Origin of the sequence: Kribbella sp. ALI-6-A, from assembly GCF_001984195.1 — a bacterium.
In the GTDB taxonomy this organism is placed as follows: Bacteria; Actinomycetota; Actinomycetes; order Propionibacteriales; family Kribbellaceae; genus Kribbella.
This window is the reverse complement of the sequence record NZ_MTQN01000011.1, coordinates 767,257-781,583: the sequence shown is the minus strand read 5'-3', so window position 1 is coordinate 781,583 and position 14,327 is coordinate 767,257. Positions and strand designations below refer to the sequence as shown.

The 14,327-nt window shown below is 70.4% G+C and carries 14 protein-coding genes; 10 read left to right on the top strand and 4 right to left on the bottom strand.

The features are described 5' to 3' along the window. From BWI15_RS24195 to BWI15_RS24175, 5 genes are all read left to right on the top strand, one after another. The gene (locus BWI15_RS24195) at positions 1-447 is read left to right on the top strand and encodes a GNAT family N-acetyltransferase (RefSeq protein ID WP_077016740.1); all 447 of its coding nucleotides are present in this window, start codon (positions 1-3) and stop codon (positions 445-447) included. 70 nt (positions 448-517) lie between these two features. Next, entirely contained in the window at positions 518-1,264 is a 747-nt protein-coding gene (gene dapB / locus BWI15_RS24190) for a 4-hydroxy-tetrahydrodipicolinate reductase (protein ID WP_077017245.1), read from the top strand. Positions 1,265-1,280: 16 nt separating this feature from the next. Beyond that, the gene (locus BWI15_RS24185; protein WP_077016739.1) at positions 1,281-1,739 is read left to right on the top strand and encodes a hypothetical protein; all 459 of its coding nucleotides are present in this window, start codon (positions 1,281-1,283) and stop codon (positions 1,737-1,739) included. 220 nt (positions 1,740-1,959) lie between these two features. After that, positions 1,960-4,416 (top strand): ATP-binding protein, encoded by a 2,457-nt coding sequence (locus tag BWI15_RS24180; protein ID WP_237771434.1) that lies wholly within the window; start codon positions 1,960-1,962, stop codon positions 4,414-4,416. 115 nt (positions 4,417-4,531) lie between these two features. Next, entirely contained in the window at positions 4,532-6,118 is a 1,587-nt protein-coding gene (locus tag BWI15_RS24175) for a hypothetical protein (RefSeq protein WP_077016737.1), read from the top strand. 520 nt (positions 6,119-6,638) lie between these two features. Here the strand turns inward: BWI15_RS24175 and BWI15_RS24170 are convergent. Beyond that, complete coding sequence (locus tag BWI15_RS24170) at positions 6,639-8,348, bottom strand: alpha/beta hydrolase (RefSeq protein WP_077016736.1); 1,710 nt, start codon at positions 8,346-8,348, stop codon at positions 6,639-6,641. A 173-nt stretch (positions 8,349-8,521) separates the two neighbouring features. On the opposite strand from BWI15_RS24170, the gene BWI15_RS24165 reads away from it, so the two are divergent. The 4 genes from BWI15_RS24165 to BWI15_RS24150 all read left to right on the top strand — a co-directional run bounded on the left by BWI15_RS24165 (position 8,522) and on the right by BWI15_RS24150 (position 11,179). Then, positions 8,522-9,277 carry an SDR family NAD(P)-dependent oxidoreductase gene (locus tag BWI15_RS24165; protein ID WP_237771433.1) on the top strand — a complete coding sequence of 252 codons (756 nt, stop codon included), beginning with the start codon at positions 8,522-8,524 and terminating at the stop codon, positions 9,275-9,277. Between the two features lie 106 nt (positions 9,278-9,383). Further along, positions 9,384-10,298 (top strand): RNA polymerase sigma-70 factor, encoded by a 915-nt coding sequence (locus BWI15_RS24160; protein WP_077016734.1) that lies wholly within the window; start codon positions 9,384-9,386, stop codon positions 10,296-10,298. Between the two features lie 32 nt (positions 10,299-10,330). Further along, the gene (locus BWI15_RS24155; protein ID WP_077016733.1) at positions 10,331-10,567 is read left to right on the top strand and encodes a hypothetical protein; all 237 of its coding nucleotides are present in this window, start codon (positions 10,331-10,333) and stop codon (positions 10,565-10,567) included. A gap of 60 nt (positions 10,568-10,627) precedes the next feature. After that, on the top strand, positions 10,628-11,179 hold the full coding sequence (locus tag BWI15_RS24150; protein WP_077016732.1) for a DinB family protein: 552 nt from the start codon (positions 10,628-10,630) through the stop codon (positions 11,177-11,179). Between the two features lie 30 nt (positions 11,180-11,209). Here BWI15_RS24150 and BWI15_RS24145 read toward each other — a convergent pair whose 3' ends face one another. Both BWI15_RS24145 and BWI15_RS24140 read right to left on the bottom strand, forming a co-directional pair. Further along, a complete protein-coding gene (locus tag BWI15_RS24145; RefSeq protein ID WP_168197363.1) occupies positions 11,210-11,932 on the bottom strand; it encodes an alpha/beta fold hydrolase in 723 nt (240 codons plus the stop codon). An 86-nt stretch (positions 11,933-12,018) separates the two neighbouring features. Further along, complete coding sequence (locus BWI15_RS24140) at positions 12,019-12,408, bottom strand: cupin domain-containing protein (RefSeq protein WP_077016730.1); 390 nt, start codon at positions 12,406-12,408, stop codon at positions 12,019-12,021. 85 nt (positions 12,409-12,493) lie between these two features. Between BWI15_RS24140 and BWI15_RS24135 the strand changes: the two genes are divergently transcribed. After that, entirely contained in the window at positions 12,494-13,438 is a 945-nt protein-coding gene (locus tag BWI15_RS24135) for a GlxA family transcriptional regulator (RefSeq protein ID WP_143465794.1), read from the top strand. Between the two features lie 252 nt (positions 13,439-13,690). Here BWI15_RS24135 and BWI15_RS24130 read toward each other — a convergent pair whose 3' ends face one another. Continuing rightward, positions 13,691-14,299: a GNAT family N-acetyltransferase gene (locus BWI15_RS24130; protein ID WP_083750970.1), complete on the bottom strand. Its 609-nt coding sequence runs from the start codon at positions 14,297-14,299 to the stop codon at positions 13,691-13,693. Positions 14,300-14,327: the final 28 nt, after the last annotated feature.

The following is a 14,327-nucleotide window of genomic DNA, read 5'->3' as shown; positions in this document are numbered from 1 at the left end:
GTGCTGACCCAAGTCCTGATCGAGCCGCGGCCGCGCGATGACCTCGGCCTGGTGCTGTTGCTCGACCTGGCGCTGACGGAGCTGTTCACGCGATACCCGGCGAGCACGTCACACCCGGTCGATCCGGCCACGTCGTTCCTGGTCGCCGACGCCGGCGGCCGCGCGGTCGGCTGCATCGGACTGATGCCGATCGTTGACGGCGTCGGCGAGATCAAGCGGATGTACGTGCACCCCGACCATCGGGGGCACGGCATCGCCCGCCGCCTGATCGCTTCGGCCGAGGCCGTCGCGCGGCACCGTGGCGCGACCTCGCTCCGGCTGGCGACCGGCGTACGGCAGCCGGAGGCGATCACGCTGTACGAGGCGATGGGCTACCGGCGCATCCCGGCGTACGGCAAGTACGTCAGCCAGCCCACCGCGCTCTGCTACGCCAAGTCCCTGACCTGACCGACCGCGGTCCGGCGGGCTCGGCGCCAATGAGATCCTTGGCCCGACGAGTCGTGTGGAAAGGGTGCGGATGATCAAGGTCGGGGTGTTGGGGGCCAAGGGCAAGATGGGCGCCCAGACGTGTCTGGCGGTCGAGGGCGCGGACGGGCTGGAGCTGGTGGCCCGGCTCGACCAGGGCGACGACCTGGCCGAGCTGACCAAGGCCGGCGCCCAGGTGGTGGTCGACTTCACCCGGCCCGAGGTCGTGATGGACAACCTGGCCTGGTGCATCGAGCACGGGATCAACGCGGTCGTCGGCACGACCGGCTTCGACGACGAGCGGCTGGCCACGCTGGCCCGGCAGCTGGAGCAGAGCCCGGGCACCGGCGTTCTGATCGCCGCGAACTTCTCCATCGGCGCGGTGCTGATGATGCAGTTCGCCGCGAAGGCCGCCAAGTACTACGAGTCGGTCGAGATCGTCGAGCTGCACCACCCGGACAAGGTCGACGCCCCGTCCGGTACGGCGCGCCGGACAGCCGAGCTGATCGCCGCGGCCCGCCGCGAGGCCGGATCCGGCCCGATCCCGGACGCCACCACGACCGGCCTCGAAGGCGCCCGCGGCGCCGATGTCGACGGGATCCGCGTGCACGGCATCCGGCTGCGCGGCCTGGTCGCGCACCAGGAGGTCCTGTTCGGCGACACCGGCGAAACGCTGACCATCCGGCACGACTCGATGCACCGGGAGTCGTTCATGGCCGGCGTTCTGCTCGGCGTCCGGCGGATCGTCGACACCCCGGGGCTGACCGTCGGCCTCGAACACTTCCTCGACCTGGACTGACGGCGGGACCACGGGGATGACCGCCAAACGGGCCGCCATCGTGATCGCGGTCGTGTTCGTCGCGTACGCCGTACTGCTGGGCTGGCGTGGTGTGCTGTTGATCGGCACCGGCGACCCGGTCGCGGTCGGGCTGGGCGTCGCCGTCCTGGTGATCCCGGTGCTCGGCGCCTACCTGGTCTGGCGCGAGCTGCAGTTCGGCCGCCGGACCGAGGAGCTGGCCCACGAGCTCGATCTGGAGGGCGGGCTGCCGGTCGACGACCTGCCCCGGCGTCCCTCCGGGCGGATCGAGCGATCGGCGGCGGACGCGGCGTTCGCGCAGTACCAGGCCGAGGTCGAGGCGAAGCCGGACGACTGGCGTACCTGGTTCCGGCTGTCGACGGCGTACGACGCGGCCGGCGACCGGCGCCGTGCCCGAGCCTCGATGCGCACCGCGATCACCCGCCACGACCAGGAACCACAGCGTCCGAAGAACTGAGGGCTGTAGCGCACGGTTCTTCGGACGCAACCGGCTGTGAACAAACGGTTGCGTGAACTGGCCGGTATCCGAGAGTTCGCCGGGAACCGGTGGTAACGGAAGACAACCCGGTCGAGTTGCGGCTATTTTCAGGGAGTGCGCGGCAACCGCCGTGTACGGGTCGGAGACTGGGTGGAGCCGTCCTGTGCCGTCTGACGGGTCTCGCCGTGGCTCGGACGACGTGCGAACCACGGGTTTCGGTGATCTGCTGCGCCGGCACCGGCGAGAGGCCGGACTGTCGCAGGAGCGGTTGGCCGAGCTCGCGGGGCTGAGCGTCGACGCGATCGCGGCCCTCGAACGAGGTCGTCGCCGTGCGCCCAGGCCGCACACCCTGAGGCTGCTCGGAGACGCTCTCCAGCTCGGCGCGTCCGACCGGGCCGAGCTCGGGGCCGCCGCCCGGCGCGAGAGCGACAGTTCCCGCGCGACGCTGCGGCCACCGCCGGTCCCGGCGAACCAGCTGATCGGGCGTTCCACCGACCTCACCGAGATCGGTCGTCTGGTCGGCGAGCGGGCCACCCGGCTGCTCACGCTGACGGGCCCGGGCGGAGTCGGTAAGACCCAGCTCGCGCTTGCGCTGGCCGGCGGGATCGGGCCCAAGTTCGACGACGGGGTGTGCTGGGCGCCGTTGGCACCGATCGCCGATCCGGCCGCGGTGGCGTCGGCGGTCGCCGCCGCGATCGGCCTGCACCCGCTCGACGGTGCCCGGCTGGTCGACGGGATCGCCGAGCTGATCGGACACCGCAAACTCCTGCTGGTACTGGACAACTGCGAGCACGTCGTCGCCGACGCGGCGGTGGTCTGCGGCAGGCTCCTGGAGTCTTGCCCCAACCTGTCCGTCCTCACGACGAGCCGCGAGCTGCTCCGGGTGCCGGGCGAGAGCGTGTACGTCGTACCGCCGTTGGCCCTGCCGGAGCTGGAGCAGCAGCCCGATGCGTCGCCGGCGGTCCGGCTGTTCGTCGACCGGGCGACCGCTCGGGGCAACGCGCCAGGGGAGCAGATCGAGCAGGTCGCCCGAGTGGTCCGCCGGCTGGAGGGCATGCCGCTCGCGATCGAGCTGGCCGCGGCGCGGACCAACGTGCTGACCGTCGAGGAACTGGCGACCGAGCTGGAGACGTCGTTCGGCATCCTAGCCGGCGGTGCGAGTACGGCGGGACCGCGGCAGCAGTCGCTGCTGGGCGCGATCGGCTGGAGCTACGACCTGCTCACCGCGCCGGAGCGAGAGCTGTTCGCCGAGTTGTCGGTGTTCGTCGGCGGCTGGACGCTCAACGCCGCCGCGGCCGTGCTGTCCGGTACGACGACGCCCGGTCCACGCGAGCGGGCCGAGACGCTCGACCTGACCGGCCGCTTGGTGGACAAGTCGCTGATCCGCCTCAGTCGTGAGGGCGGGATCGGACGGTACGACATGCTTGCGGTGATCCGTGAGTTCGCCGCCGACCGGCTCGCGGCGAGTGGCCGGTCCGGGGAGGTCGCACGCAATCACGCGGCCTTCTACCTCGCTCTGGTCGAGGAAGCCGAGACCAACCTGCGCGGCGCGAACCAGGGTGCCTGGCTCGACCGCCTCGAAGGCGAGCTGGACAACCTGCGGGCCGCGATGAACTGGTCGCTGCGGACCGAGTCGAGCGCCGAGGCGATCCGGCTGGCTGGGGGACTGTGGCTGTTCTGCTACCTGCGCGGCCACTACGCCGAGGGCAGTGGCTGGCTGGAACGCGCACTTGCAATGGTGGATGACCAGCCCGAGCTGCAGTCCGCGAAGGCCAAGGCCCTGCTCGGTGCGGGCATGCTCGCCTTCCTCCAGTGCGAGTACGACGTGGCGACCACGCGACTCGAAGCAGCACTGGCGCAGTACGAGGAACTGAACGACACGGCTGGTACGGCGCTGGCGATGCAACGGCTCGGCAGCGTCGCGCGCGAGCGTGGCGACTACGTGACCGCCGAGAACCTTCACTGCCGCAGCTACGACCTGTTCGAGAGCCTCGGCGACCGGGCCGGGATGGCCTGGGCGCACAACCAGCTCGGCTTCGTGGCGTGGTTGCGCGGAGACCTCGAGATCGCAGCCCGGCGATGCCGGCGGGCGCGGGACAGGTTCCGGACGCTCGGGGACGGCGAAGGGCTCGCCTGGTCGCTGATCAGTCTCGGTACCATCGCGCAGTACGGCGGCGAGCTCGGCGAGGCGGAGGAGTTGCTGCAGGAGAGCCTGGCACTGTCGCAACGCCTCGGGTATCGAGAGGGCGTCGCCTGGTCGCTCAACCAGCTCGGCATCGTGGAACGCCGGCGGGGACTGACCGATCGCGCGGTGCACCTGCTCGACGAGAGCCTGGCCGAGCACCGGGACCTGGGGGATCGCTGGCGGTCGGCGAGCGTGCTGGAGGAACTGGCGACCGTGGCGCAGGAGCGCGGACGCACGGAGTACGCCGCGTTCCTGCTCGGTGCGGCCGACGGGATTCGTGAGGTGATCGGCGCGCCGATCCCGGAGATCGAGAAGGCCGATCGGGCCGCCACTCGGCAGGCGATCGAGCAGGTGCTGGACCGGCGCGCGTTCCGCGCCGCGTGGTCGGCCGGTCGTGCGACGCCGCTGTCGGCGGTCGCGGACGGTTATCCCGGGCCGTGGGCCGCTCCGGACCGGTCGACCCGGCTGTAGCTCTGCCCGAGTTCCACCTGGCGGGAATTCGTTTCAATCATCTGGCAAGCGCTTGCCAAGGCGTAGCCCGCACCGCAGACTGTCCCTCCTGATCCGCCCATCAGGAAGGTTTTCGATGACCAAGAACTTCACTCGCCGCAGCGTGCTCGGAGCCGGCGGCGCCCTCGCCGCGACCGCGGTGCTCGGCACCCGCGGCGCCGAGGCGACCACTGTCTGGCAGTCCGAGCTCGTCCGGTACGACGCGCGCTACCGCCTGGTCTACCGCGAGGACACCGAAGGCAACCGCATCCCCGACTTCAGTCATGCCGGCTACCGCCACGGCGACCGCCCGATCCCGCACGTGCGTACCGTGAAGACGGTTCGGCCGATCGAGGGAGACAACACCGCCCACCTCCAGGCCGCGCTCGACGAAGTCGGTGCCCGGCCGCTCGGCCGGACCGGCCACCGCGGCGCCGTACTGCTTGCTCCCGGCAACTATCCCGTCGCGGGCACGGTGCGGGTGAACCAGTCCGGGGTGGTGCTGCGCGGTTCCGGTGACGGCGCCGACCCGCGCCGCGACACGATCATCCAGGCGACCGGCAACACCCCGGTGTCCCGCGACGTCGTCGTACTGGGTGGGAGTGGCCCTGCGACCGGCTGGCGCGGTGAGGTGGCCGGGACGCGGACCGACATCACGTCCGACTGGGTGCAGGTCGGGTCGCGCTCGTTCGAGGTGGCCGACGCGAGCGGGCTGCGAGCGGGCGACAACATCATCATCGTGCACCCGTGCACCGAGGCCTGGCTGGCCGCGGTCGACCACGGCGGGACGGCGACCGACGCAGGCTGGACGGTCGACAGCCAGCCGATCACGTACAACCGCCGGATCACCGGGATCCGCGGAACCACCGTCACGATCGACGTGCCGGTCTTCGAGCACCTGCGCCGGGATCGCTCGCAGTCCTACCTGTACGTCTGGGACCGGGCCGGTCTGGTCACCGAGGTCGGCGTGGAGAGGGTGCGGATCGACATCCAGTTCGCGGGCGACCCGGACACCGACGAGGCGCACGCGTTCGTCGCGGTGAAGGTCCGGCAGGTCGAGGACGCGTGGGTCCGGAACAGCACGTTCCTGCACTTCGCGAAGGCCGGAGTGGAGACGACCGAGGCGACGCGGGTGACGGTGCGCGACTGCGACGCGCTCGATCCGGCGTCGGTGGTGACCGGCGGGCTGCGCTACAACTTCAACTGCGAGGCGTTCTCGCAGCAGGTGCTGTTCGTGGACTGCCACGCGACGAAGGCGCGGCACGCGTTCATCTCCAACGGCGCGAGCAGCGCGTCGGGCATCGTCTTCCTGCGCGGTACGTCGGTGGGTGCACTCGCGTCGAGCGAGGGCCACCGGCGGTGGAGCCAGGGGTTGCTGTGGGACAACTTCGTCGATCGGGATCCGAAGGTCGACCTGGTGCTCGGCATCTACAACCGCGGCGACTACGGCACCGGTCACGGCTGGGCGACCTCGCACTCGGTCGGGTGGAACTGCGACACCGGGACCGCGAAGCTCGTCGTCCAGAAGCCGCCGACGGCGCAGAACTACGCGATCGGGTGTCAGGGAGTGATCACCGGGGACGGGCCGTTCGAGCAGCCGGCCGGCTACATCGAGGGGGCGAACCGGCGTGGGCTGTTCCCGCCGTCGCTGTACCAGGCGCAGTGCCTGGACCGGCACCGCTGACGCTCACGCGCGGACCGGCGTCGTACTGCGGCGGGATCGAGCCCGCCGCAGTCACCGGGACCCGGGCGGCGCGTCACCAGGACGAGCCACCCGGGCCGGTGGTCCGGAGACGACCGCCCCGCCGTCTCCGAGACCGGCCTCGCGAGGCACCACGACCTGGGGGATCGAAGGTACCCCGCGAGGGATCTGTGCCGGGCCTACAAAGCAGGACGTGGGCCCGGCCGGCTGTGTTCCCTGTCTGACCCCCCAGGCAGTCCCCCCACCCCACAGCCGGCCGAAGCCGCGTCGGCGATGTCCCCCGATCGCCGGCCCTCCCCGTCGACGTTCGGTTCTCCCGCGCTGACTCCAGGTTGTCCTGGTCACGCTCCGTCGCACAGGGACGCAACCCTGACATCGCCCTGACAAAGCGGTGGTGACAACGAAAGCGTCGGGTTGTTTTCGCGCAGTGTGACCACGACCTGGCAGTCCGTACCGGAAATTCCGTTGAATTCGGGCCTGTTCACCCGGTCCCGGCCGGAATTCAGTGCAGATAACCGGAAAGGTTGCGGGTGAATCCGGCGATCCGGTGCAATGGTGCGCCTTCGCCGCCTTCCGGCGGAGGCGGCATCGTCGGTGCGGGCAGTCCCTCGCCCTGACAGGTGGTGTCCTTGGCCGGCGCGCGACCCGAGCCGAGGAAGGCGTCGACCAGCTTGTCGGCGCACTTGTTCACGCCGCCGTAGATGCCGTGGTCGCCCTCGCCGGCGATCGTGATCAGTCGCGAACCGGCGTACCGCTGATGGGCCGACCGAGCCAGTACGACGTTGGTCGCCGGGTCGTGCACCGACTGGACCATCAGGGTCGTCGGCAGTCCGGCGCCGGTCGGTGTCGGCAGGGTGCGGCGCGGCTGATCCCAGGCCAGGCAGGGGTTCTGGTTCATGCCCCAGCCGAGCAGCGGGTAGTGCGGGCCGAGGCGCGCGGACAGGAGTTCGCCGTACTCGCGGCCCTGCGGCCAGTCGCTGTCGTTGCAGGTGACGGCGGTGAAGGTGGCCTGCTGCGCGTCGTCCGCGAACGGCCGGCTGAACGGGCTCAGTCCGACGGCCGGCCGCGACGCACGCTGGACGAGTTGCCGCTGCCGCTCGACCGGCAGGGCGTCGACCTGGCGCTGCGCGGCGCGCGGGCCGCCGGTGCTCTGGGCCTTGGACAGGTCGCGGAGAAAGGCGAGATCAACGGCGAGACTGTAGAAATCCGCCTTTGTATACATATCGCCGATCACGAGGTTGTCGAGCGTGTTCTGGTCGTAGCTGATCTTCACCGAGCCGTCGAGGTATTCCTCGACCGCGGGCTGCTTTTTCAGGTCGGCGCGCAGGCGTTCGTAGGTGCGCAGCACCAGACGCGGAGTGTTGCCGAGTTTCAGCTCGCTGTCGTACTTGGCCGCCCAGGGCGCGAAGTCCTCGCGGAACCGGCGCTCGAAGGCCTGCGGCTGGGCGACGAACGTGTCCAGCCAGGGCCGCGTGAAGTCGGTGTTCGAGTCGAGCACGAAGCGGCCGACGTGCTCGGGGAAGAAGGTCTGGTAGTAGGCGCCGAGCCAGGTGCCGGCCGAGTACCCGACGTAGTCGATCTTCGCGTAGCCGAGCAGGTGGCGGATCAGGTCCATGTCCTGCGCGGTCTGGGCGGTGTCGACGTACGGGAGCAGGCCGCGGGACTGGCGGTCGCAGTACGGGCGGGTGAGCTCGGTGGCTTCGGCGATCAGGTCCAGGTTGGCGGGGTCGCGGTCACGGGCGTCCATCGTGTACCCGGGCGCGCCTTCGCAGCTGACGTTCGTGCTGTCGCCGGTGCCGCGGGGGTCGAAGCCCACGGCGAGGTGGTCCTTGGCGAGCGCGGCACGGCCGGCCAGGAACGGCGCCATGCCCAGACCCGCGCCACCGGGTCCGCCGGGGTTGCCGAAAACGACCCGGCTCGGCTTGCCGGACTTCGGCGCGACCTTGCTGACCGCGATCTGGATGTCGTCGGCGTGGGATCCCTGGTGCCACCAGTCCCGCGGGACGGTGATCTTCGCGCACGTCACGCGCAACTCAGGGTCGCCGCAGCTCTTCCAGACCGGTTTCTGGTCCAGGTAGCGGTTCGCGACGTAGAGGGGTCTGTTCAGCACCGGCGCCGGCTCGACGGCGGCAGTCGCGCCGGAGCCGGGAACGACGAGCAGGGCGGGAAGGCTGATACCGAGGCCGAGAACGGCCAGGGTACGGAACTTCATGCATCCTCCAGGGATGTCCGTTCGTGATGGGACCGTCGCAATCTGTCACGTCAGCCTCCCGCGGTCGAACACCACCCCCGGCTCGTCGCCTTCCACGTGGCCGGATGTCACAGGCCGGGCAGGCTGTCTCGTCTTGGAATCCGAAGGCAGGATCCCAAGACGAGGAGTTGGTTGTGAGCGAGCGAAAGGTTGCGTTGGTCACCGGCGCGAACAAGGGGATCGGGCGAGGGGCGGCCGAGCAACTCGCCGCCCTGGGGATGACGGTGCTGCTCGGCGTACGGGACCCGGGGCGTGGTGAGGAGGCCGCGGCGGCACTGCGAGCGGCGGGTGGTGACGTTCATGCGGTGACTCTGGATGTCACCGACGAAGCCGTCATCCAGCGGGCCGCCGGGGAGATCGAGCAACGGTTCGGGCACCTCGACGTCCTGATCAACAACGCGGCGATCACCGGATCCGGCCAGGTCTCGCCCCAGGACGCCGTCGACCAACTGCCGAGCACGGTCGACCTGGAGATGGTCCGAGCCGTCTTCGAGACCAACGTGTTCGGGGTGATCGCGGTGACGAACGCGATGGTGCCACTGTTGCGGAGGTCCCCGGAGCCGCGCATCGTCAACGTGACCAGTCATGCCGCTTCGTTGACCATCAACAGTGCTCCGGACGGTCCGTTGGCTTCCTTGCCGTCGTCGGCGGCGTACTCGCCGTCCAAGACCGCACTGAACGCGTTGACGGTGCAGTACGCCAACGAACTGCGCAAGGACGGAATCCTGGTGAACGCGGTCGCGCCCGGATTCGTCGACACCGACAGCAACAATCACACCGGATTCCTGACCGTCGCGCAGGGCGCCGCTGTGCTGGTGCGGCTGGCCACGGTCGGCGCGGACGGGCCGACCGCAGGGTTCTTCGCCGAGGAAGGGCCAGTGCCCTGGTGATTTCAGGCTGGAGTCACAGATCACCGCTTCGTGGTGTCTGGGTGTGGGAGCAACAGATTCTGGTCAGAAGGGGTGGGCGGATGCGGGGTTTCGAGGCGGAGCCGGCGTGACGAGGGCCATGGAGTTCGAGGAGTTGCGGCCGCTGCTGTTCTCGATCTCCTACCGGATCCTGGGCAGCGTGAGCGAGGCCGAGGACGCCGTCCAGGAGACCTGGCTGCGGTTCGAGTCGACGCCGAAGCCGCCCCGATCGGCCAAGGCGTTCCTGTCGGCCGTGGTCACCCGCATCTCGATCGACGTACTGCGCTCGGCGCGGGTTCGCAGGGAGCAGTACGTCGGTCCTTGGTTCCCCGAGCCCCTGGTGACCGACCCCTACCAGGACCCGGAGCGGTCGGCGGAGCTGGCCGACTCGGTGTCGATGGCGTCCCTGCTCCTTCTCGAGCGGTTGAGTCCGCTGGAGCGCGCGGTGTTCGTCCTGCGCGAGGTGTTCGGGTTCGGCTTCGCGGAGATCGCCTCGGTGGTGGGGCGAACCGAGACCGCGTGCCGCCAACTCGCCGTCCGGGCCCGGCGGCATGTGGACGCTGGACGGCCTCGGTTCGATGCAGACCGAACTGAGCGAGACGCACTCGCCGGAAGATTCCTGGAGGCCTTCCGGGAAGGAGACGTCCGCGGGCTGACCGAGCTGCTGGCGGGCGACGTCCAGCTGGTCGGCGATGGTGGCGGCAAGGGGCCGCAGTGGGCCGATCGGTACCTCGGTGCCCGCAGCGTGGCGCGGGTGCTCACCGTCCTCGTCGAGCTGTTCGCACGGATCGGCGCCCGCCTGGAGCCACACGAGGTGAACGGCCGCCCCGGCGCGATCTTCCGCGACCGCGACGGCAAGGTCCTCAATGTCTGGACCCTGGAGATCGCCGACGGGCAGGTCCAGACCATCCATGCGGTGAGCAACCCCGACAAGCTCGGCCACCTCGGACCGGTCGCGGACGGCTGGGCCGCTCTTCGCGAAGCACGCCGATCCCTACGCTGAACGGCGCTGCGACCCCGACCGACGTCGACGAGATGCTGGTCCGCCGGGCTGCCCTGATCGAGGCGGTGCGCAAGACCACCGACGGCCTGACCGATACCAAGCTGGCCCGCGTCGACGACGAGACCTGGCTGGACGTCTGGCGCTGGGAGTCCGGCGAGGCGCTGGACGCGGTCACCGCGGTGGCGCCGACTTGGCCGGAGGCGCAGGCGGCCTTCGCGCTCGTCCAGGACGCGACGGTGGAGCGGCTGGACCTGGTCGACGAACGCTGACCGGAGTTCTGTCGGCGCCGGGTCCTAGGGTTGAGGCGACGTCTGGGAGAGGTGGGTGTGATGGGAGCCGGTGAGCTGCTGATCGGGCAGTTGGAGTTCTACTGGGACGTGCATCTGCGACCTCGGCTCGACGGGCTGACCGACGCGGAGTACTTCTGGGAGCCGGCCCAGCCGAGCTGGAGTCTGCGCGTCGACGAGACCGGTCGGGTGACGTACGACCTGGAGGACCCGGCGCCGGATCCGCCGCCGGTGACGACGATCGCGTGGCGGATGGCGCACATCGCCGTCGGGTGCTTCGCGGTGCGTGCGAACGCCTTCTTCAACGACGGCACGACGCCCGCGGACGCCGACATGTTCGATCCACGGCAGATCCCGGCCGAGTTGCCGGCGACCGCCGACGCCGGGCTGAAGTTCCTCGACCACTGGTACGCCCGGTGGCACGACGGCATTCGTTCGCTCGACGAGGAGGCGCTGGCCCGCCCGTTGGGCCCGAAGGGCGGCCCGTACGCCGACGACTCGATGCTCGCGCTGATCGCACACATCAACCGCGAGACGATCCACCACGGCGCGGAGATCTGCCTGCTGCGGGATCTCTGTCGCGCCCGGGATTGAGGGCGGCGAGTGGTTCCAGACGCAGCTGGGTCAGGCGGCGCTGAGCTCGGCGAAGATGGCGCGCTGTACGGCGTCGGGCGGGTCGTGGTCGCCGGGGTAGCGGCGGGGAACCGCACCGGGGATGTGGGTGAGCAGCCAGTTCGTGTGGTCGAGCGTGCTGTTGGTGTCGTCCGAGCCGTACCAGACCGACACCGGGACCTGGATCGCGCCGACGTCGAAGCCCCACGGGCGGACCAGCGCGAGGTAGTCGTCGATCCAGCCGTCCAGCCCGTCGACGAGGCTGGCGTGCAGCCGTCGGCGACGGCCGTTGTCGTCTGGGCGGCTGCCGCCGGACTCAGCACCGGGCCGGCCATCGAGCCTCGCAAGCAGTTCGGTTGCTCGGCGGGCCAGGTGGATTCGCAGGTACTGCTCGCCTCGGCGGGCGTCGGCTGCCCAGTCCAGGTGGAGCTCGTCCAGCGGGCCGATGCCTGCAACCGTGCTGCACCGTGTCACCCGGTCGGGCAGCAACGCCGCACACGCCAGCGCGTGCGGCGCACCTCCGGAGAATCCGGTGACGGCGAACCGGGCCCACCCCTCCGCGTCAGCCAGTCTCCGGACGTCGTCCGCGATATCGGCCACCGATCGGCCCCGGTGGCGCGTCGAGCCGTAGCCCGGACGGCCGGGGATCAGGACGCGCAGGCCGGAATCGTCGATCGCGGCAACGACATCCGGGCGCTCCCAGCGGGTCCCCGGCGTACCGTGCAGTGAAACCACCGGTGTTCCGTCAGGTCTGCCGTAGACGCAGTACCGCAGGACTCTGGCGTCATGAGAGAGCTCTCGGGTCTCCGGCGGTGTCCAGGTCACGGCTCCAGTGTGAGGCCGGTGTGGGTCTTGATGTGCTCGGGGATCTCCTCGTGCCGGTCGCCGGTGGTGGGGATGCCGGCGGGCTCGATCACGACGATGGACGCGCCGCCGTCGGAGAAGGGGCGGTGCTCGATGCCGCGGGGGACGACGAAGAGCGACCCGGGGGAGAGGGTGACGGTCCGCTCGTCGGGGTCGCGCAGGCCGATGCCGAGTTCGCCGTCGAGCACCAGGAACAGCTCGTCGGTCGTCTCGTGCAGGTGCCAGATGAAGGAGCCGGCGACCTTGGTCACGCGGACGTCGTAGTCGTTCAGCCGGGCGGCGATCCGCGGGCTCCAGAGGTCGTCGAAGGTCTTCAGGACGGTGTGCAGGTCGACTGGTTCGTTCATGAGCTCAGCTTTGCCGATGGTCGGGCGGCCGAGTGAGTGCTAGAAATGGCACGTGCCGAAAGAATCCTCGCAGCCTCGGGTTGTCATGATCGCCGACGCCGGGTCCAACCCGTTCGAGTTGGGCGTGGCGACGGAGTTGTTCGGTTTGCGTAGGCCGGAGCTCGACCGGCCCTGGTACGACTTCGCGCTCTGCACGCCCGAGCCCGAGACGCGCATGCATCACGGCTTCTTCACGCTCAGCGGCGTCGGAGATCTGAGTGAGGTCGAGACCGCCGACACGGTGATCGTCCCGAACCGGCCGGACCCGGAGGAGCCGCCGTCGCCCGCGGTTCTCGACGCCGTACGCCGGGCCGCCGCGCGCGGTGCCCGGTTGGTCAGCTTCTGCACCGGCGCCTTCACGCTGGCGGCGGCCGGGGTGCTCGACGGCCGCCGGGCCACAACCCACTGGCGCTGGACCTCGGCGTTCGAGCGGATGTTCCCGGCGGTCGAGCTCCAGCCGGACGTCCTCTTTGTTGCTGACGGCAACGTCTATACGGCGGCCGGCAGCGCGGCCGCCCTGGATCTCGGCCTGCACCTGATCCGCACCGACCACGGCGCCGAGGTCGCGAACGCCGTCAGTCGCCGGCTCGTGTTCACCGCCCACCGCGAGGGCGGTCAACGCCAGTTCATCGACCAGCCGGTCCCGGCCGTGGCGGACACGTCCCTCGCACCCTTGCTCGACTGGGCCCGCGCCCACCTCGACCAGCCGCTCACCGTGACGGGCCTCGCCGACCGCGCGGGCGTCAGCCCGGCCACACTCCACCGGCGTTTCCAGTCCGAGCTCGGGACGACTCCGCTCGGCTGGCTCACCACCGAACGCGTCGCCCTCGCCTGCCGCCTGCTCGAACGCGGCGAATCCGGCCTGGACCACATCGCCCGCCGCTCCGGGCTGGGCACGGCCACCAACCTTCGCCTGCAACTCAAACGCAGTACCGGGCTCACGCCGAGCAGCTATCGTCGCCGCTTCACCTTGAGTCCCTCGCCGGCCTGAGCCAATTCGGTGGCGCCCGGAAGGATCGGCGGGTTGACGCGGACAAGCTACTTCTGCGGTCGAGCCGAGGAGCCGCTGCTGATCCCGTGGCCGTTGACGCGTTCCTGGTCGCACTGGCGTCGTACTGGCTGCACGCCGCGAGTCAGCCGGCCGACGAAACGACGCGCCGCATGCGGGCCCGGCAGCCCGGTCGGGCGAGGCGACGGTGAAGTGGTTGCGCAGCCGCTGGGACTAGGGCGTGTCTCTCACGCCCTAGTCGTCGGTACCCGGCGCGGCGTGCAGGCGGACCTGCTTGATGCGCACGCTGCCGTCGCCGTACAGGTCGAGCTCGCGGTGGGCGCCGTCGGGGGCCCAGCCGGCGTCGGTGTAGAAGGCGCGCAGGACGTCGTCGGTGGAGGTGACCCAGACGGTGACGCGGCTGAACCCGTCGGCGCGCGCCGTGTCGACGACGGCGTTCAGCAGGCGGGAGCCGTGGCCGGCGCGGGTCGCTTCCGGCTTGACGGCCAGTTCGGCGATCAGCGCGTCCTTGCGGGGATCGCCGTCCGGGTCATCGGAGGGTGTGATCGCGGCGAAGCCGACCAGGTCGCGGCCGGCGAGGGCGACCAGCACCCGGTTGCGGGCCTCGCCGGGTGACAGCAGGGCGGCCCGCCACTGCGCGGCGAACTGCGCCGGGTTCAGATCGAGCAGTACGTCGGCCGGCAGTACTCCTTCGTACGCCCGGCGCCATGCCGCGACCTGCACCTCGCCGATCGCGTTCGCCTCCGCGGGCAGGGCCAGCCGCACGCTGGTCTCCGCGATCGGCGACTCCCCGTGCATCGCTGCCAGGCTCTCAGGTTCCGGTACGCCGAACTCGCTGCTCATGGGCTCCATCCTCGCAAAGCACACCGGG